The organism is Aetokthonos hydrillicola CCALA 1050 (assembly GCF_017591665.1).
Taxonomy (GTDB): domain Bacteria; phylum Cyanobacteriota; class Cyanobacteriia; order Cyanobacteriales; family Nostocaceae; genus Aetokthonos; species Aetokthonos hydrillicola.
In genome coordinates this window covers 189538-207554 of record NZ_JAAKGC010000002.1, presented here as the reverse complement: position 1 = coordinate 207554, position 18017 = coordinate 189538, and the positions used below count along the sequence as shown (strand labels likewise).

The following is an 18017-nucleotide window of genomic DNA, read 5'->3' as shown; positions in this document are numbered from 1 at the left end:
ACTTTTGACTTTTGACTTCCCCAAAGGGGCTGACCGCTTTGCTAAGGACTATTTGGAAGAACTATTATCACCATTAGGTACAGTAGAAACAAGTAAAGATGTCGCTGGAGAAGTACTAGAAATTGATGTTTATTTTGTACCATCACCCCAATCCCAAATCGATCCAGAAATCTTAGGTTTACTAGGAAGATTTGCCGAAAAACCAGGACTTTTTGAACCTTTCCGTAATGCGGTAACAATATCAGAAATTCGTAGTTGCACGATTAAATTTTGTAATACTTGTGCCAAGAAAGAACGTGAAGCCAAACGTAATAAGGTAAGGTTATCAGAAGACTATTTACCAAAGTTATGGATTCTCTCCCCCACAGCTTCGCCAGAATTTTTGGATGGTTTTAACACAAAACCTGATGAAGAGAATTGGTTACCAGGTATTCATTTTTTTGGTAAATCTTGGCGAATGGCTATAGTGGTAATTCATCAATTACCAGTAATACCAGAAACACTTTGGTTAAGATTATTGGGCAAGGGAGGAGTACAAAAAAGGGCGATTGAAGAAGTGCAATCGTTGGATATTAACAATCCTTTACGGGAAAAAGCCATAAATTTATTGGCCAACTTGAAAACTACTTTAGAATTAAGTCAGAATTTAGACACAGAGGATAGGGATTTAATTATGCAGTTATCGCCGATTTACGAACAACGTTTGGCAGAGGCTGAACAAAAAGGTAGACAAGAAGGTAGACAAGAAGGAGAAATAAATGAACGTCGCACGATTATAGAAAACTTACTTCGAGTTCGATTTGGTACCTTAGATAACTCCCTGCAAGGAATTGTTGAACCTTTATTAGCATTACCACCAGAAGAATTTAGTTCTTTATTACTACAACTATCAAATTTATCTCGTGAAGATTTATTAAGGAGATTTCATCAACACTAAAATTACGGGTTTAAACGTCAACGCAGCACCAATATTTGAGTTTCAATTCTCTAGCATCTAGATTGTTGTGGATGAACGCAGTTAAAATGGGAATATTTAGGCGAACGTTCGATGTTGATGGCAAGGGGTGTCTCTAACTTTGATATTTATGCAGGAAAAGTCAGAATTGATGGAGAGATTTTTGATATTCCTGTTTATGCTGGTGGTGGAGTACCAGAAGTTTTACTCGGTCGTCGATGGCTGACTAATCGTAAGTTGGTCGTTGATATGCCATCAGGTGTTTTAACCTTGGGAGATTGACATAAAGTCGAGCTAGGATCAAACAAAGAAATTGAGAGCGCAGCCATGACGACTCACCTGTCCCGTCAGCCCCACGCAAAAAGTCAAGATCTGCCTACTCTGGAAAATGGCGATCGCTTAACTCGTTTTGAATTTGAGCGTCGGTATGCAGCAATGCCTCATCTCAAAAAAGCCGAATTGATTGAAGGAGTTGTTTACGTGGCTGCTGCTCTGCGGTTCAGAAATCATGGTCAACCTCACGCTCAACTATTAGGCTGGTTGTTTAATTATCAGGTTGCAACTCCAGGGATTGTTCTGGCAGACAACACCACTGTACGCTTGGATCGAAACAACGAACCCCAGCCAGATATTACACTGTTTCTCGATCCGACTGTTGGCGGACAGGTTAAGATTTCTGAGGATGACTACATTGAAGGCGCACCAGAACTAATAGCAGAAGTCGCCGCTAGCAGCGCATCTTACGACTTGGGTGATAAGAAAAAAGTTTATCTACGCAACGGAGTACAAGAATACATCGTCTGGCAAATGTTTGAGAACAGGCTGGATTGGTTTGTGTTGCAAGATGATGATTACGTGGTTTTGCTTCCTGACACCGACGGTATTATTCGCAGCCCGCAATTTCCGGGACTATGGCTAGCTGTTAATGCCTTGCTAGTGGGCGATATGGTGCAAGTGTTAGCGGTGCTGCAACAAGGATTAACCACGCCAGAGCATAAGGCATTTGTACAGCAGTTATCAAAGCACCATCACAGTTAAACACACGAAAAGATAAAATCATTGTAGTGCGGGCATCTTGCCCACGTTTTATATACAAATTAAGTGCGTAAAGGCAAAAGCATTTGTCAGTACCGCCCATCTCTACTCACTAAGCTAGCCGTTGGGAAGTTTTTTTGCTGGTAGGTGCTGTTAACAGCAACCCAGTTACTTGCAATAGGCATTCGCCAACCGGTACCAAAGGCGCGATCCGTGATTTTTAATCCCGGAGGTGCTTGTCGCCGCTTAAATTCTGCACGCGCTACCATTTTAATAACTCGGTCTACAACTGCTTGATCATGACCAGCAGCAATGATTTGTGTTGCTGATTGGTAATCATTAATTAGGCGTTGCAAAATATCGTCTAAAATATCGTAAGGTGGTAGGGAATCTTGATCAACTTGACCTGGTCTGAGTTCAGCACTGGGTGCTTTGGTAATAACGTTTTCTGGGATAATTTCAGTGGGGACGGCTTGCGAATGATTATTTAACCAATGACATATAGAATAAACGCGGGTTTTAGGAACATCAGCAATAACTGCTAATCCGCCATTCATATCACCGTAGAGAGTGCAGTAACCAACAGCCATTTCTGACTTGTTACCAGTAGACACAAGGAGATAGCCAAATTTGTTAGAAATTGCCATCAATAAATTTCCCCTAATTCGGGATTGAAGATTCTCCTCTGTTAGTCCAAACTCTGTTCCAGCAAACAACTCGCCTAAAGTTTTGTCATAGTCTTGCATCAACTCCCCTATCGGAATTGTGGTTGTTTTTATCCCAAGATTTTTCGCCAATGCTAAAGCATCGCTGATAGAATGAGCAGAACTATGGGGAGAAGGCATAAGAACACCGAGAACATTTTCTTTGCCTAGCGCTGCAGTGGCGATCGCCGCAACCAAAGAAGAATCCACACCACCACTTAAACCCAGCACCACTTTAGAAAATCCACACTTACGAGTATAGTCTCGTAACCCCAAAACCAAAGCGTGCCAAATTTCCTCATCTTCTGACTCATATCCTGGCGCAAGATAACCCATTTGCACATCCTGCTTGGCTTCATTAAACTCCACTATTTGCAGATCTGTCTCAAAAGCGTGAAGGCGACAAACAATCTCACCCTGACGATTTAAGGCAAAACTACTACCATCAAAAATTAAGTCGTCGTTTCCTCCTACTTGGTTTGCATAGATAATTGGTTGGTGAAACCTTATCGCGCCATGCTTTAGCATTTTTTCTCGAAAGCGTTGCTTACCAAAAGTGTAAGGAGAGGCTGACAAATTCACAGTTACATCTACACCGAGAATTGCTAAGTCAGCAATCGGATTGCTAGCGTAACTACGTTTACCCCAAAATTCTTCATCGTTCCACAAATCTTCACAAACGGTAACACCAATATTGAGATTATCTAGAGTGAAATAATTTGCTTGAAACCCAGGTTCAAAATAGCGATTTTCATCAAATACATCGTAGGTAGGCAAAAGCCGTTTATGAAAAAATCGCTGAACACTACCTTTTTCTAATAAGGCAATGCTATTAAATAATGGCTTACCACCATTAACATGTACTTTTAAATTCTCCTCAACTGTTCCTACTAAAACAGCTATATTTGGTGGCAAATCGCTTGCCAATTGCCGCAGTACAATGTCCATAGATTTAACAAACCCAGGATTTAGTAATAAATCCCGTGGTGGATAACCACACAAAGAAAGTTCTGGTGTTAATAACAAACGGGCACCTTTTGCTACTGCCTGATGTGCGGCATCTAGAATGTGTTTAGCGTTTTTAGGTAAATCACCTATGGTAGGATTTAGTTGAGCGATCGCAATCTTCATTTTCAGTTTCTAATTTTAAATTTTATAGACTTAATTAATTTGATTTTTACTAATTACTCAGTATAAATAATTCATCTCTGGTTCGTAGTTGCGCTAAAACGCAACTACGAACATAGCACCCTTGTTTCCTATCCCCTTAAATAAATACCAAAGGCTTATCTTTAAAAGGTGCAAAAGCCTCCGCATCAAATTTATATAAACTTGCTGGACGACCAGCACCCCGTGATACCTTAATACCAGTATCAGACAAAAAACCCAATTTCAACAGACGTGCCCGAAAATTAGAATAATCAGAGAAGTTTTCTCCTAAAACCGTTGTATACAGTTGATATAGATCGTTTAAAGTAAACGTTTCTGGTAACACGTCGAAAGCAACTGGACTATACTCCAACTTATTTCTTAACCGGCTATGTCCATAGGCAAGAATTTCATTATGGTCAAAAGCTAGTTGTGGAACTCGCTTTACTGGATACCAAGCTATTCCAGCAACTTTATCAGCAATCAATTCCGCTTCCTCGAAACGTACGAGGGCAAAGTAACTCACTGACAAATAGCGCACACCATAACTATCAGATGCTTCCCGTGGATCGCGTACTGGGCCACCAAAAGTATACAATTGCTCCAGATAGAGATTCTTAACGCGAATTTTCTCAGCTAAGATACGATACGCGGCATCTTCTAAGGATTCGCCTTGACGTACCAAAGTACCAGGAAGACTCCAATAATTTAAAAATGGCTCCTGCTGTCGCATAACTAATAGAACTAGCAGCCGATTTTGAGTAGTATCCACAGAAAAAATTACATTATCAACACCGACCTTAAAATCAGCTAAAGGTTGTTGATTTAGAAGATCTGTAATCTTTCTTTGGTTACGTCCTACCATAGAACTTTTTGTTCAAAGCCTTGCTTACTTTTACTATGCTGCTTAGTCTTGATGAAAGTTGCTTGTACATGTTATTTATACAAGTGCTGCCTGTGAATATACGCAAAAACAGGAGGCGCTAGGGCTTTGCGATCGCCATTGTTACGATACTCTGTAGAAGATACTTCTGGCCCTGTGAAGTTGGCGATCTCAATCTTTGCTCCTAACATGCGTACTTTTTCTAAACTCAACTCATCTATTGCATATCCTGGTCGCGGTATCACGAGTAATTGTACTTGTTGTAATAAATCTTCAAAACGATACCAACGCGGTAACTGAGTTAGCAAATCTGAACCGATTACCAACGTTAACTCAGCGTCGTTACCCCAACGTAATTTCGCCTTCTCCACCGTCTCCAGTGTTCGTAAACTACTCAAGTCTTGCTCTAACCGAACATTCTGCCATGATGGATTTTTATTCGCAATCAATAATTGTAGCATTGCCACCCGATGTTCTAAAGGTGTTTGATGGGATTTAAATGGATTATCCGCAGCCCAAACAGCGACCCTATCGTAACATTCAGATAACCAATTAATAACAGCCTGATGTCCTGCAGTTGGCGGATCAGCGCTTGTACCAAACAAAGCAACTCTCATAATAGCCTAGTTGTTAGTAGTAGGTTGTTTTTGTTCTTCAGCGTGGAGTTCGTTTCTTTGTTGTGTCTTTTGAGTCAATTCCTTCAACTCATCTGAAATTTCAACTTTTACGGACACAGGATTATTCAGTTGTCTTACTTGAGAAGGCAAACTTGCTACTGTTGCAGTAGTACGTTCGCGAATTTGTGCTAAAGTCTCTGGTGGCTTTACTCGTTTACCTTCTTTCATGAACAGTTGCAATAAAGGTTGTTCCCCAATAAAACTCTCTGTTGCTAATCCCAATCTGTCTTTCTTTAACATACCTCCTTCAAAAGAGCGGAAAATTTGCTTGCCTCCTGGATAAGTCACTTTCCCAGTTGATTGTTTCATCACTGGAACGCCATCAATCTCCACAAGTTTATAGACTCCGTTAACAGGCGAACCTGTAACGAGTTTCGTTCCGCAAGCATAACCATCAATTTCAGCACCGGCGGCTTTTAACCTTGCAATTTCCCACTCATCAAGATCGCCACTAGCGAAAATTGACACACCAGGAAGAAGCGATCGCACTTGTTTTGACAAAGAAACCAAATCACCAGAGTCTATTCTTACCCCAGCTAATTCTATTTCCCCGGAATTTACTTTTTCAGCCAACCGCTTAGCAGCGGCGACGGTATCGTAAGTATCAATCAACAATGATGCATTGGGAAAATAGCGATGAAAAGCTGTAAAAGCTTTGTCTTCACTTCCCTCCATCGCTGCCCAAGCCATCACCAAAGCGTGAGCCATTGTACCACTAGGTTTTTCCCCGAGTTGTAGCGCAGCCAACACATTTGATGTAGCATCTAAACCTCCTGCCAAAGCTGCTCTAGCTGCCCACAAAGAAGCTTGAGGACTAAATGCTCGTCTTGTTCCAAATTCGAGTACAGTTGCTTGTGAACCTGCTACATCACGAAGACGAGCAGCCCGCGTCGCAATCAAAGTCTGGTAATTGAGAGTATTCAGCAGATACGTCTCTACTAACTGAGCTTGCCAAAACGGTGCTTCCACCCGCAATAAAGGTTCAGAAGCAAATATTGCTGTCCCTTCTGGTACAGCCCAAACATCACCTGTAAAACTTCCCTCAGCTAGCACCGACCAAAATCGATCGGTCGCCTGCGCAAAAATACCCGTTGCTTGTAAAGCCTCTATTTGGGCTTGACTAAAACGGAATCTTTCTAAGTATTCTAACGCTTGCGCCAACCCCATAGCAATCAAGTAGCCAAAACCTTCTGGCAAATGCCTTGCGAACAACTCAAAGCTTGCTTGTTTTGTTTCGACTCCTTCACCCACGTAACAAGCCGCCATGGTTAGCTCATAAAGATCAGTTAGCAAGCTGTAATCAACAGCAGACAACGTCAGTTCCTCATTCTTAAAGCTTGCTGGGTGCTGATTGTTCGTATATCTAAAGTCTAGGCTAGGGAAAGTTGTCATCGCAGAGCGCCCTACAGAAATATTTATTTCTTTATGGTACTTATCACCATAATTAATGTCAACAGCCAGATGATATAGCGATCGTATAGATTGTATGAAGAATAGCTGATTTTATAGACTCGCTACAACCCCTATTTCTACAGTGTTTACTCTACAAGGGTTTTCCCCAATCCTCCAGGCTAGCTAGATTGCCAGAGAAAATCAGTTCAAGCAGTCTATTTACAGATAGCTTAATACTATATTTATCTAATACTTAATATTTTTAAATGGTTATTATGCATAATATCTAGTAAATAAAAGAGACTAGGAGAGCAAACGAAGTACATTTCCCCATGCCCCATGCCCCATGCCCCATTACAATCAGCATTAAAAAAGAAAGTTTGGCTTTATTCCAAGTCAAAGTATTGCAAATATGTATCAACGATTATTGCAGACAATGTAAATATATTTCAAACCTGAATATATTGGCGATGGCAAGACTAGAGTAGATACACGACTACAAAAAACCAGAAATTGGAGTTTGAGATTATGGCTATCAGCAGAATGCTTGCCAGGATGACCCAGTATATTTCTGAAGCGGTGATGCGGATTTTTGGTCCTAATGATGATGCTTATCCGAATATTGGTGTTCAACCCTTTACGGGTGAGCCTTACAGAGGAAGAACAGCAGACTCTTGGTAACATTAATTATCTTTCATAACATCAAAGTCGGTGGAGTCGAACAACCCAAATCCACCGCTTTTTATTTTTCTTGGGTTGTCAGCGAGGAAGTGATTACCAGGAACTCTCTTCAAGCGGCGCTTCATGATATCCCTTTTGTAGGGCTGTACCTTCCCCTGATCTAACATCAGCCTATTTATTGGTTTCACTGCGTAATTCCTATTTTATCCGACGTCTCGCAAGAGACATCTAATTTATTGCTTAGAGGAAAAGAAATTAGGAGTGTGAAACAATGTTTTGGAAATTGTTGATTAGTCTTTTAATATTGCCGAGTTTCTTGGGCTTTGATATAGTAGAAGCATCCATCAAACATGAGATTAATTTGCCAAAGTCAGAGGAAGTCCCAGAATTAAGCCAACAGACGCTGGCAAGTCACAATATAGTTAATTCCTCAACGTTTTCGCTCAAAGAAGATTCATTAATTGACACAAATCAAAAAGCTGATATAGGGGAAGTTAAACAAATAAACTACGAATACCCCTACAAAATAGCTCATGAATATTATTCCCGTCGTAGTCGGTGCAATCACAGTTACAGGAGGTATCACCGTCAAAGCAATTACTACCCTGACTACATTGATTACCGACGGTCTTACAATCGTGAGTACTACTATCCAGGATACTACCACCGTCGGTACTACAATAGTGGGTATTATCGTCCCACGTATTATCACAACAACGGGTATAACCATCACCAGTATTACCGTCCCAGATACCACAACAATGGGTATTACTACAACGGCTACTAACTGAGTATATATATAGATCGATTTCTAGGGGCTTAGGGTACGGTGTACCCTAAGCCCTGCGACAACGCTGCCCGTAGCTTGCTTTCCGGTAGAGCTCTGCGGGCATAGCTGTGTGTCGGGCAGGCTCGCGAGCGAGGAACTTCTAAGACAGTAGCGAGAACGGAGAGGAGTACACTTGCTTAGCGATAAGTTTTCTGTATTTTTTCTTATAATTTTTCTCTGAAAGTGGGAATCCTAAGTAAGTAGTCAATCTGTTTATGTATTTATGATGTCCTAAATAGAGAAATAAATGAGCTTACTCAAAGCTCACCCAATTTATGGTTCGAATACGATTAGTATATCAGCATTAATTAATAATGAGAGGGGTTTTTGTATGGAACAAAATAATTCTTCGCAAAAAGAATTATATCAAAATAACTATTTAGAGGGAAAAGAGACGATTTTAGTTATAGATGACAATCAATTTAACCTAGATTTTTTATTTTTTATACTAGAAACCTCTAATTATCAAGTTTTACTGGAAAAAGATAGTACTCAGGGAATTGAACGAGTTAAAAACGAAAAAGTTGATTTAATATTATTAGATGTTATTATGCCTCGAATCGATGGATTTGAGGTTTGCGAAATATTAAAATCTGATCCAGCAACACAAGATATTCCTATTATTTTCATGACTGCTCTTACAGACCAAGGACAAAAAGTTAAAGGACTTCGTCTAGGAGCAGTAGATTACATTACAAAGCCATTCCAACAAGAGGAGATATTAGCTAGGATTCAAGTACATATAAAAATGCGACGCTTAAATCTAGAGTTAGATCAACAAAAACAACAACTAGAACAACGAGTACAAGAACGAACTGCCGAATTATACCAAGCTCTTGAAGAACTAAAAAAAACTCAATTACAATTAATACAAAGTGAAAAAATATCTTCGTTAGGGCAGCTTGTTACTGGAGTTGCCCACGAAGTTAACAATCCCCTTGGTTTTATTTCTAGTAATTTGCATTATGCTCATCGGTATATTCAAGATCTGAGTAATTTGGTAAAACTGTATCAAAAACAATTTCCTGAGCCAGGGGATGACATTAACAAAGAAATTGAGACAATTGATCTAGAACATGTATTACAAGATTTGCCAAAACTGATTTCCTCAATGAAAATTGGCACTGATCGTATTCAAGGAATCATGCAGTCTTTACGAAAATTTTCGCGGGCAGATGGAGATAACAAAAAAGCTATTGACATTCATCATGGATTAGAAACGACCTTAATGATTTTGCAGCATCGCCTTAATGCTCAACGTCAGCGCCCGGCTATTAAAGTAGTCAAAGACTATGGGAATTTACCCTTAGTTAAATGCTACCCTGGACAACTCAATCAAGTGTTTATGAATTTGCTTGGAAACGCTATTGATGGTTTGGAAGAATCATTTATAGAGAATAAAGAACACATAAAAAGTTTACAAATTACCATATCTACTACAGTAGACAACGAGAAAGTAACAATTCGGATTCGAGATAATGGAATAGGAATACCAGAATCACAACAAAGTCACATATTTGAACCTTTTTTTACAAATAAGTCAGACAGTAAAGGAACTGGATTAGGGCTGTCTATTAGCTACCAAATTATTACGCAAAATCATGGTGGAAATTTGCAGTGTCTTTCATCTCTAGGACAAGGTACAGAATTTGTAATTCAAATTCCAATAAATACTGTTGGATAACTGATATTTCCTTGAATATTCAAATATTTTAAGATGAAAAATACGAATTATTAGCTCAAAAATAAATCCAAAATATATCCATAAATATACGAGGAAGCATAGAGTGTTTTCCCCAATTTTTCAACAATTTATTTTAAATAAAATTGGGAAAAAGTTGCTATAAATGATTTTATTGCTTAAAATAAAATTATACCAATTCAAAAAATGTTTGCGACAGATACCCCACCCGCCCTACCCTTAGCAAGGGGAGAGTTAGCCAGGGGTCTGTTCCATGTGTTGCATTCTTTTTTCAAATTTGTATTACCTTTTTAAAAATCATTAAACAAAGAATTATGTCTGGTGACAATATTGAAATTATTTTTAGCTTTGATACAACTGGAAGTATGTATCCTTGCTTGACCCAGGTACGCCGTAAAATCAAGGAAACTGTTAATCGGCTAATGAATGAAATCCCAAATATAAGCATTGGAATTATTGCTCATGGGGATTATTGTGATCAACACTCAACATATGTCACTAAACATTTCGACTTATCTAGAGATGTTGAATCTATTTGCAATTTTGTACAGAATGTAGAGCCAACTGGTGGAGGACATGCCCCAGAATGTTATGAATTAGTCTTACATGAGGCACAATCTCTATCTTGGTCAAATACATCTACTAAATCACTGGTTTTGATCGGTGATGATATTCCTCATCCGCCAGCACATAATCCCCAACAACTAAATTGGCGACAAGAAGCCGATCAATTGATTGACTCCCCTATGCCCATTGCCCCATGCCCTATGCCCAAAAAATTATTAACCTAGATCTGTTATTGGATGGAGAAGTATATGGTGGAATTAATGAACCCGGAAGTTAAAGAGCGTATTCAGGAGCTGCGGCAAGTACTACAAAAGGCAAGCTATGCTTACTATGTCCTCGATTCGCCTATTATGGAGGATGCTGTTTATGATCAGTTGTATCGAGAACTGCAACAGTTAGAAATTCAGTACCCTGAGTTTGTGACGCCAGATAGCCCTACTCAGCGAGTGGGTGAAAAACCTGCAACGCAGTTTACTTCAGTGCGTCATAACATTTCACTGTATAGTTTAGAAAATGCATTTAATATTGGCGAATTAAAGGCATGGGAGCAGCGTTGGCGTCGAAATTTAGAGACGGGGGCTGTAGAGTACGTTTCTGAACTGAAGATTGATGGTTCTGCTTTAGCCTTAACGTATGAAAATGGCATTCTCAAACGAGGTGCCACTAGGGGTGATGGCGTTATGGGTGAAGATATCACTCAGAATGTACGCACAATTCGCTCAATTCCTTTACGTTTAAATTTAGAAGCTATAGAAACTTTGCATGGAATGCCTCTACCAGAGCGAATAGAGGTTCGTGGTGAAGCATTTTTGCCTTTGGAAGTGTTTACACAAATTAATCAAGAACGGCAAAAAGCAGGTGAAGGGTTATTTGCTAATCCTCGAAATGCCGCAGCCGGTACACTACGACAATTAGACTCTCGGATTGTGGCAAGACGTCGGTTAGATTTCTTTGCTTACACACTGCATATTCCTGGTAGAGATGATACGAGTTTTGCTAATACTCAATGGGAAGCGTTGGAATTGTTGCAAAAAATGGGGTTCCGCGTCAATCCTAATCACAAGTTATGTCGTTCTTTGGACGAGGTTGCAGAATATTATGAACACTGGGATACAAAACGGCTGAATTTGCCGTACATGACTGATGGGGTGGTTGTAAAGCTCAATTCTTTTAAGGTGCAAGAACAATTGGGATTTACTCAGAAGTTTCCTCGTTGGGCGATCGCGCTTAAGTATGCAGCCGAACAAGCGCCTACCCGTGTTGAAAATATTGCCGTAAATGTCGGCAGAACCGGGGCTCTCACTCCTTTAGCACAAATGCGTCCAATCTTACTTGCTGGGACAACTGTTTCCCGTGCCACACTACACAATAGCGATCGCATCGCTCAATTAGATATCCGAATTGGTGATACAGTCATTGTTCATAAAGCTGGTGAAATTATACCGGAAGTAGTGCGCGTCCTCAAAGAACTTCGTCCTGCTGACGCTAAACCTTTTGTTATGCCTACACATTGTCCTGTTTGTGGGCAGCCGGTAGTGCGCCAGATGGGTGAAGCGGTAACTCGCTGTGTTAATACTTCCTGTCCAGCTATCCTAAAAGGGGCTATTGAACATTGGGTGAGTCGTGATGCTTTGGATATTAGAGGAGTGGGAGAAAAGCTAGTACACCAACTTGTCGATAGAGAAGTCGTGCATTCCGTTGCTGATTTATATCACTTGACAGAAGATAAATTATGTGGATTAGAACGACTAGGTAAAAAATCAGCCCAAAAATTACTGGAGGCGATCGCCCAATCAAAAAATCAACCTTGGTCACGTGTATTGTATGGTTTAGGTATTCGTCATGTTGGTAGCGTCAATGCTCAATCGTTAACTCAAAAGTTTCCCACTGTGCTACAGCTAGCAGAAGCATCTTTGGCAAATATTGAATCGGTTTACGGTATAGGGGCGGAGATAGCCCAGTCTGTCTACCAATGGTTCCGTATTGATGCTAATAAAACTTTGATTTCTCGCTTGCAAGAGGCTGGTTTACAATTTTCTGCAAAAGACGAAGCACCTACACTAGCCAACACTAATCAAAAGTTAGCGGGTAAAACTTTTGTGGTTACTGGTACGTTACCCACCTTGAAAAGAGACGAGGCAAAAGCTCTAATTCAATCATCAGGTGGAAAGGTTACAGATTCTGTTAGTAAAAAAACAGATTATTTAGTAGTTGGAGAAGATGCAGGTTCTAAATTAGCAAAGGCGCAAGAGTTGGGTATTACTCAGTTAACTGAGGCGCAGTTATTGGAGATTTTAGGTTAATAGCATGTTGCTTACACCATGGGTAAAGGGCAATAGGCAATTGGTGAACTACAGTAATTTTCACCCAAATAAACCACATGGCTTGTAAGGGCGCAATGCCTTGCGCCCCTACGAGTGTGGTCTAATAGTTCTAATTTCCCGTGCCCCATGCCCTATGCCCTATGCCCCTCTCACGCTATATGCATCTTCAAAACACTCTTAGGTGCTTTGCGGACTCTGGCTAGGATTGTTTCTTTGCCTAAGCGTTGACAAGCTTCATAGCGGTGACATCCAGAAAAACCGTAATATTGTCCATCTACTTCCAAGACATCTATTGGTTCTTGTTGTCCAATCTCAGCGATTGACTCCATTAAGGCTTGTACCTTTTGGGGATCGTTCTGACGGGGTAAAGGACGCTTAATTGCATTTAATGGAATTTCTTTAACCTTATTCATATGTTTGTTGTACTTTGTAACCCTCTGTCTAAATCATAGTCGTTATGAGTTTATTATGCAATAAGCTGGGATGAGAGTAACAAAACAGCAGAAACATTTACAATCCCGTAGTCGTCGTTGAGGATAGTCGCTAAACTCCAAAAAGCACTCCTCATAATTTTTATGAAAATCTCATTAGGGCGTTTTGCGTACACCTTGCTGACAACATTTTGTTTATTAGGGTTGACTGGTGCATCAGATCCGGCGAGTCAAACAAAAGATGTGAATCTGAAAATTGGGATTGTGCAGCGATTTGGAGAAAAGCCAAAAGCACAGATACAACTCGAACCAACGGTAGGCGATCGCCTAAAATTGAAATTCAAAGCTGGAAATCGAGAGGAAACACTAGTAACTGCCAGCCCAGTTAAACTAGAAACAGTCATGCAAGCTTTACCACAACCAGTCCTTGAAGAGAGGGTGGTTTTAGGAATTTACCGTACCTTTGAAACGGCTGAAGACAGTGCTGAAAATTGGAGAGAGCAAGGAATTGACGTAGAAATAGCACAGCCAGATCGTTGGCAAGTTTGGGCAAAACGGGAAGTTTACAACACCCCTTTATTAAGACGTTGGCTATTGCAAAGTGTGCAAGCTAAGGGAAACAACACAGCCTACCTTGATACTAAAATGTTGGGACAAGTACCAAGAGTCACTTGGGTAGTGAACGGGAACCGCTACAGTCGCAATCATTTAGAAATTAGCAGTGGCAAAAATTTAATCCGGGTGAATACCACTCAAAAACAAGAGCTTGCGCGTCTTTACCCTGGTAGCATGAAATTACAGCCAAATGCTTATGGTACATATACTTTGGTAAATGAAGTTCCTCTAGAAACTTATTTGCGAGGAGTTGTACCCAATGAAATTGGCACTTCAGCACCACTACCAGCATTAGAAGCACAAGCAATAATTGCCAGAACGTATGTCTTGCGTAATTTGCGTAGATTTGCTGTAGATAACTACCAGTTATGCGCCGATCCTCATTGCCAAGTTTACTATGGGTTAAACGGAGCATCTAGTAATACAGATAGAGCGATCGCAACAACACAGGGTAAGGTACTAACGTATCAAAACGAACTAGTTGACGCACTCTATTCTTCTACCACTGGTGGTGTTACTGCTTCCTTTAGTGATGTTTGGAATGGTAAAGACCGTCCTTACCTACAACCTATCATTGATACTCCAAGTAGTATTTGGAACTTGTCTGGGAAGAGTTTAGCAGATGAAAATAACTTCGAGCAATTTATCAGTCTACGGCAAGGGTTTAATGAGAGTGGTAACAATAGCGAAGCGCTCCATCTATTCCGCTGGCGCAAGGAAAGCAGTCTAGAAGATATCACTAAAGGATTGCAGAAATTTCTTAAGGTGAAAAACAGCCCTTATGCAAAGTTAAAAACGATTGAACAAATGGACGTAGTAGAGCGAAGCAAAAGCGGACGGATTCTCAAACTTAACGTCAAAACAGACATTGGCACGGTTACGCTCCACAAAGATGAGGTACGTAGTGCGTTTGCTGCTCCCATAAGTACACTGTTTTACCTAGAACCCTTAAATAAAGGAGAATCAAAACTTTGGGGATACGCCTTTATCGGTGGTGGTTTAGGACATGGAGTTGGTTTGAGTCAAACAGGTGCTCAAAATTTAGCCAAGCTTGGTTGGTCTAGTCCAAAAATTCTTCAATTCTATTATCCTGGCACTCAGATACAATTGCTCAGCAATAAGGTTAAGGGATAGGGTATGGGGCATGCATGGGGCATGCATGGGGCATGGGGCATGGGGCATAGGGCATAGGGCATAGGGCATGGGGAGCAGGGAGATAGAGGGCGAAATGACAATATTGTTAGTCTTCGAGGTTTCTATCATTAACAATGATATATTTACCAGTCCGCAATGCCCAATGCCCCGTGCCCAATGCCCCATGCCCTATCCCCACGACTCATAAAGTATATGCCACACTAGTAGTATGTCATGCCAATAGAACAGGAACACACACTTTTGTGTGTTCCCGTTTGGTGATGACTGATATAGATAGACTATTTGCCAAAGTAGACTTAACAAGCAGACACAGCAGAGAAAAAAATTTCTTTATGTGTGCTGCTTATTTTTTTGCTCTTGCACAAGATTAAGTGTTTGAGATACCTACTTTTAGTAAAGTTCTTCTTCTTTGTGGGTTTCGATAGTACAGTCAGAGACTGGATAGGCGACGCAGGTCAATACATACCCAGCTTCAATTTGGTCGTCATCTAAGAATGACTGATCAGATTGATCCACAGTACCCGCTACAATTTTACCAGCACAGGTAGAACAAGCACCAGCGCGACAAGAGTAGGGCAAATCTAGTCCAGCTTCTTCGGCAGCGTCTAGAATATAAGTATCATCGTCCACATCAATCGTCTGGTCTAAACCTTCAGATTCGTTTTTGAGTCTCACTTTAAAAGTTGCCATTCAGTAATCCTCTCTTTTGCTAACGGCAGTATAAGTTATCCTGAAGCAAACGCTAGGGCTCATAAAATATGGTGAGCCGGTTGCTCAAATTTACTTCACTTCTGATACTACGAGAAAAATTAAAAGATGTAACTGAAAATTGACCACGATTAGTAATGAAATTTAGTTGCTCATTACTGATAAGTATTACTTATATAAATAGAAATTACCCGTAGCTAGGTTATTAAATAAATTTATATTTATAAAAAAATATAAAGGTAAGTAACTATAATGTATAGTAAAATTGCTGATGTAAGATGTCCGGTAAGAGTGGGTTTAGCTGGAACTGGCTACGTAGCAAAGCTAAGAACTGAATTCTTGCTTCAAGATGAACGCTCGCATCTAGTAGCGGTTGTGGGCAATACACAAGAAAAGACACAAATCTTTGCAAACAACTACCAGATTGAAGCGATCAGTTCTTGGCAAGATCTGGTAGAGCGAGAAGATATCGATCTGGTTGTGATTTGCAATGTTAATCGGGATCATGGTGCGATCGCTTCATCGGCACTTTCTAAGGGCAAACATGTTATTGTAGAATACCCAATTTGTTTAGACCCACAAGAAGCAGAAGAACTAATTGCGCTGTCAAAAGCAAACAACAAACTTCTCCATGTGGAACACATTGAACTATTGGGCGGGATGCATCAAGCATTAAAGCAGCACTTACCAGAAGTTGGTGAAATATTCTATGTTCGCTACAGTACTATCAATCCCCAGCATCCTGCTCCTCGTAAATGGACTTATAACCATGAGCTTTTTGGGTTTCCCTTGGTTGGAGCACTCTCAAGATTGCATCGTCTTGTAGATTTGTTTGGTAAAGTCTCAACGGTTAACTGCCATAACCGATTTTGGCAAACAGAAGCAGAATATTACCAAGCTTGTCTTTGTACAGCCCAACTTAACTTAAAAAGCGGATTGCTAGCACAAGTGATTTATGGTAAGGGTGAAACCTTATGGCAGGCAGAACGAAAGTTTGAAGTTCATGGCGAACATGGAGCATTAATTTTTGATGGTGAGCAAGGATTTATAGTACAAGGTGAACAGAAGGTACCAATAGAGGTTGGTACTCGTCGCGGCTTATTTGCCAAAGATACAAGTCTAGTTTTAGACCATCTCATTAATGGCACTCCCTTATATATCACCCCAGAAGAAAGCTTGTACACTCTTAAAGTTGCAGATGCGGCAAGGCGTTCTGCTAACACCGGAGAAACTACAATTGTATCAGAGACATTAGATGAAGCTGCATGAAAACCGAAACAATTGTTATTTTATCCAACAGAGAAATAGACAAAATGCGAAAGGCTGGACAGTTAGCAGCCCAACTTTTAAATCATCTTGAACCAATGGTAAAACCAGGGATTAGCACCCTTGAAATAAATGATGAAGCAGAACGATGGACTCAGGCTCATGGAGCAAAAAGCGCACCTTTGAATTATAAAGGCTACCCAAAGTCTATCTGTACTAGTGTGAATGAGGTTATCTGCCACGGCATTCCGAGCGCGAAGCAAATCCTCAAGGAAGGAGATATAATTAACATTGACGTAACGCCTATTGTTGATGGCTATCACGGTGATACATCTAAAACTTTTTTTGTGGGTACACCATCCCCAAAGGCAAAAAAGTTAGTTGAGGTGACACAGGAGTGCCTAATGAGAGGTATTGCTGAAGTCAAACCCGATGCACGTATTGGAGACATTGGTGCAGCGATTCAAGAGTACGCTGAGGGAGAGGGCTTTTCTGTAGTGCGCGATTTTGTCGGACACGGTGTTAGCAATATTTTTCACACTGCACCAGAAATTCCTCACTTTGGTACACGTGGTAAAGGAAAGCGTCTCAGACCTGGTATGGTTTTTACTATCGAGCCAATGATTAACGAGGGAACTTGGGAAGTTGAGGTTCAAAGTGATAAATGGACTGCTTTGACACGCGATCGCAAGCTATCTGCCCAATTTGAACACACTGTAGTTGTGACAGAAGATGGTGTGGAAATCCTCACTTTGCCTTAATTGGGCATGGGGCATGGGGCAATGGGCATAGGGCAATGGGCAATGGGCAATGGACAATAGGCAATAGGCAATGGGTAATGGGAATAAAAAAAGAAGAAATACTATACAGTATTCACTTCCTTGCCGAAAACAAATTTACCAATATAATCTTTACTCACATGCCCCATGCCCTATACCCCATGC

At 40.5% G+C, this 18017-nt stretch carries 17 protein-coding genes; 11 read left to right on the top strand and 6 right to left on the bottom strand.

Going from position 1 to position 18017, the window contains the following annotated elements:
• The first annotated feature begins 4 nt into the window (after positions 1 to 4).
• From G4P69_RS02090 to G4P69_RS02080, 3 genes are all read left to right on the top strand, one after another.
• Positions 5 to 937 carry a hypothetical protein gene (locus G4P69_RS02090; protein WP_208338196.1) on the top strand — a complete coding sequence of 311 codons (933 nt, stop codon included), beginning with the start codon at positions 5 to 7 and terminating at the stop codon, positions 935 to 937.
• A gap of 111 nt (positions 938 to 1048) precedes the next feature.
• Entirely contained in the window at positions 1049 to 1237 is a 189-nt protein-coding gene (locus G4P69_RS02085) for a hypothetical protein (protein WP_208348183.1), read from the top strand.
• A 45-nt stretch (positions 1238 to 1282) separates the two neighbouring features.
• Complete coding sequence (locus tag G4P69_RS02080) at positions 1283 to 1993, top strand: Uma2 family endonuclease (RefSeq protein WP_208338198.1); 711 nt, start codon at positions 1283 to 1285, stop codon at positions 1991 to 1993.
• Positions 1994 to 2079: 86 nt separating this feature from the next.
• Here G4P69_RS02080 and G4P69_RS02075 read toward each other — a convergent pair whose 3' ends face one another.
• The 4 genes from G4P69_RS02075 to G4P69_RS02060 all read right to left on the bottom strand — a co-directional run bounded on the left by G4P69_RS02075 (position 2080) and on the right by G4P69_RS02060 (position 6795).
• Positions 2080 to 3825 (bottom strand): NAD+ synthase, encoded by a 1746-nt coding sequence (locus tag G4P69_RS02075; RefSeq protein WP_208338199.1) that lies wholly within the window; start codon positions 3823 to 3825, stop codon positions 2080 to 2082.
• A gap of 136 nt (positions 3826 to 3961) precedes the next feature.
• Positions 3962 to 4708, bottom strand: a complete 747-nt coding sequence (locus tag G4P69_RS02070; RefSeq protein WP_208338200.1) for an NUDIX hydrolase — start codon at positions 4706 to 4708, stop codon at positions 3962 to 3964.
• 71 nt (positions 4709 to 4779) lie between these two features.
• Positions 4780 to 5343 (bottom strand): nicotinate-nucleotide adenylyltransferase, encoded by a 564-nt coding sequence (locus G4P69_RS02065; protein ID WP_208338201.1) that lies wholly within the window; start codon positions 5341 to 5343, stop codon positions 4780 to 4782.
• A gap of 6 nt (positions 5344 to 5349) precedes the next feature.
• Positions 5350 to 6795 carry a nicotinate phosphoribosyltransferase gene (locus G4P69_RS02060; protein WP_208338202.1) on the bottom strand — a complete coding sequence of 482 codons (1446 nt, stop codon included), beginning with the start codon at positions 6793 to 6795 and terminating at the stop codon, positions 5350 to 5352.
• A gap of 528 nt (positions 6796 to 7323) precedes the next feature.
• On the opposite strand from G4P69_RS02060, the gene G4P69_RS02055 reads away from it, so the two are divergent.
• The 5 genes from G4P69_RS02055 to ligA all read left to right on the top strand — a co-directional run bounded on the left by G4P69_RS02055 (position 7324) and on the right by ligA (position 12877).
• Positions 7324 to 7476, top strand: a complete 153-nt coding sequence (locus tag G4P69_RS02055; protein WP_208338203.1) for a hypothetical protein — start codon at positions 7324 to 7326, stop codon at positions 7474 to 7476.
• Between the two features lie 271 nt (positions 7477 to 7747).
• On the top strand, positions 7748 to 8263 hold the full coding sequence (locus G4P69_RS02050; RefSeq protein ID WP_208338204.1) for a hypothetical protein: 516 nt from the start codon (positions 7748 to 7750) through the stop codon (positions 8261 to 8263).
• 373 nt (positions 8264 to 8636) lie between these two features.
• A complete protein-coding gene (locus tag G4P69_RS02045) occupies positions 8637 to 9989 on the top strand; it encodes a hybrid sensor histidine kinase/response regulator (RefSeq protein WP_208338205.1) in 1353 nt (450 codons plus the stop codon).
• A gap of 332 nt (positions 9990 to 10321) precedes the next feature.
• On the top strand, positions 10322 to 10798 hold the full coding sequence (locus G4P69_RS02040; RefSeq protein ID WP_243902051.1) for a VWA domain-containing protein: 477 nt from the start codon (positions 10322 to 10324) through the stop codon (positions 10796 to 10798).
• A gap of 24 nt (positions 10799 to 10822) precedes the next feature.
• On the top strand, positions 10823 to 12877 hold the full coding sequence (ligA, locus tag G4P69_RS02035; protein ID WP_243902052.1) for an NAD-dependent DNA ligase LigA: 2055 nt from the start codon (positions 10823 to 10825) through the stop codon (positions 12875 to 12877).
• A gap of 170 nt (positions 12878 to 13047) precedes the next feature.
• Here the strand turns inward: ligA and G4P69_RS02030 are convergent, their stop codons facing one another.
• Complete coding sequence (locus G4P69_RS02030; protein WP_208338206.1) at positions 13048 to 13311, bottom strand: ParB N-terminal domain-containing protein; 264 nt, start codon at positions 13309 to 13311, stop codon at positions 13048 to 13050.
• Positions 13312 to 13473: 162 nt separating this feature from the next.
• Here G4P69_RS02030 and G4P69_RS02025 point away from each other — a divergent pair, with 162 nt between their 5' ends.
• A complete protein-coding gene (locus tag G4P69_RS02025; RefSeq protein ID WP_208338207.1) occupies positions 13474 to 15078 on the top strand; it encodes a SpoIID/LytB domain-containing protein in 1605 nt (534 codons plus the stop codon).
• 411 nt (positions 15079 to 15489) lie between these two features.
• On the opposite strand, the gene G4P69_RS02020 is transcribed toward G4P69_RS02025, so the two are convergent.
• Complete coding sequence (locus G4P69_RS02020) at positions 15490 to 15789, bottom strand: ferredoxin (RefSeq protein WP_208338208.1); 300 nt, start codon at positions 15787 to 15789, stop codon at positions 15490 to 15492.
• 270 nt (positions 15790 to 16059) lie between these two features.
• Here G4P69_RS02020 and G4P69_RS02015 point away from each other — a divergent pair, with 270 nt between their 5' ends.
• Both G4P69_RS02015 and map read left to right on the top strand, forming a co-directional pair.
• Positions 16060 to 17076 carry a Gfo/Idh/MocA family protein gene (locus G4P69_RS02015; RefSeq protein ID WP_208338209.1) on the top strand — a complete coding sequence of 339 codons (1017 nt, stop codon included), beginning with the start codon at positions 16060 to 16062 and terminating at the stop codon, positions 17074 to 17076.
• Positions 17073 to 17834: a type I methionyl aminopeptidase gene (gene map / locus G4P69_RS02010; protein WP_208338210.1), complete on the top strand. Its 762-nt coding sequence runs from the start codon at positions 17073 to 17075 to the stop codon at positions 17832 to 17834. Before G4P69_RS02015 ends, map begins: the two co-directional genes overlap by 4 nt.
• The last annotated feature ends 183 nt before the right edge of the window (positions 17835 to 18017 follow it).

Bases quoted from the DNA above. Each gene is read 5' to 3' on its own strand.
- G4P69_RS02040 (WP_243902051.1), top strand. From the start codon at position 10,322: ATGTCTGGTGACAATATTGAAATTATTTTTAGCTTTGATACAACTGGA.
- map (WP_208338210.1), top strand. From the start codon at position 17,073: ATGAAAACCGAAACAATTGTTATTTTATCCAACAGAGAAATAGACAAA.
- G4P69_RS02030 (WP_208338206.1), bottom strand. From the start codon at position 13,311: ATGAATAAGGTTAAAGAAATTCCATTAAATGCAATTAAGCGTCCTTTA.
- G4P69_RS02050 (WP_208338204.1), top strand. From the start codon at position 7,748: ATGTTTTGGAAATTGTTGATTAGTCTTTTAATATTGCCGAGTTTCTTG.
- G4P69_RS02075 (WP_208338199.1), bottom strand. From the start codon at position 3,825: ATGAAGATTGCGATCGCTCAACTAAATCCTACCATAGGTGATTTACCT.
- G4P69_RS02055 (WP_208338203.1), top strand. From the start codon at position 7,324: ATGGCTATCAGCAGAATGCTTGCCAGGATGACCCAGTATATTTCTGAA.
- G4P69_RS02015 (WP_208338209.1), top strand. From the start codon at position 16,060: ATGTATAGTAAAATTGCTGATGTAAGATGTCCGGTAAGAGTGGGTTTA.
- G4P69_RS02070 (WP_208338200.1), bottom strand. From the start codon at position 4,708: ATGGTAGGACGTAACCAAAGAAAGATTACAGATCTTCTAAATCAACAA.
- ligA (WP_243902052.1), top strand. From the start codon at position 10,823: ATGGTGGAATTAATGAACCCGGAAGTTAAAGAGCGTATTCAGGAGCTG.
- G4P69_RS02045 (WP_208338205.1), top strand. From the start codon at position 8,637: ATGGAACAAAATAATTCTTCGCAAAAAGAATTATATCAAAATAACTAT.
- G4P69_RS02060 (WP_208338202.1), bottom strand. From the start codon at position 6,795: ATGACAACTTTCCCTAGCCTAGACTTTAGATATACGAACAATCAGCAC.
- G4P69_RS02025 (WP_208338207.1), top strand. From the start codon at position 13,474: ATGAAAATCTCATTAGGGCGTTTTGCGTACACCTTGCTGACAACATTT.
- G4P69_RS02085 (WP_208348183.1), top strand. From the start codon at position 1,049: ATGTTGATGGCAAGGGGTGTCTCTAACTTTGATATTTATGCAGGAAAA.
- G4P69_RS02080 (WP_208338198.1), top strand. From the start codon at position 1,283: ATGACGACTCACCTGTCCCGTCAGCCCCACGCAAAAAGTCAAGATCTG.
- G4P69_RS02020 (WP_208338208.1), bottom strand. From the start codon at position 15,789: ATGGCAACTTTTAAAGTGAGACTCAAAAACGAATCTGAAGGTTTAGAC.
- G4P69_RS02065 (WP_208338201.1), bottom strand. From the start codon at position 5,343: ATGAGAGTTGCTTTGTTTGGTACAAGCGCTGATCCGCCAACTGCAGGA.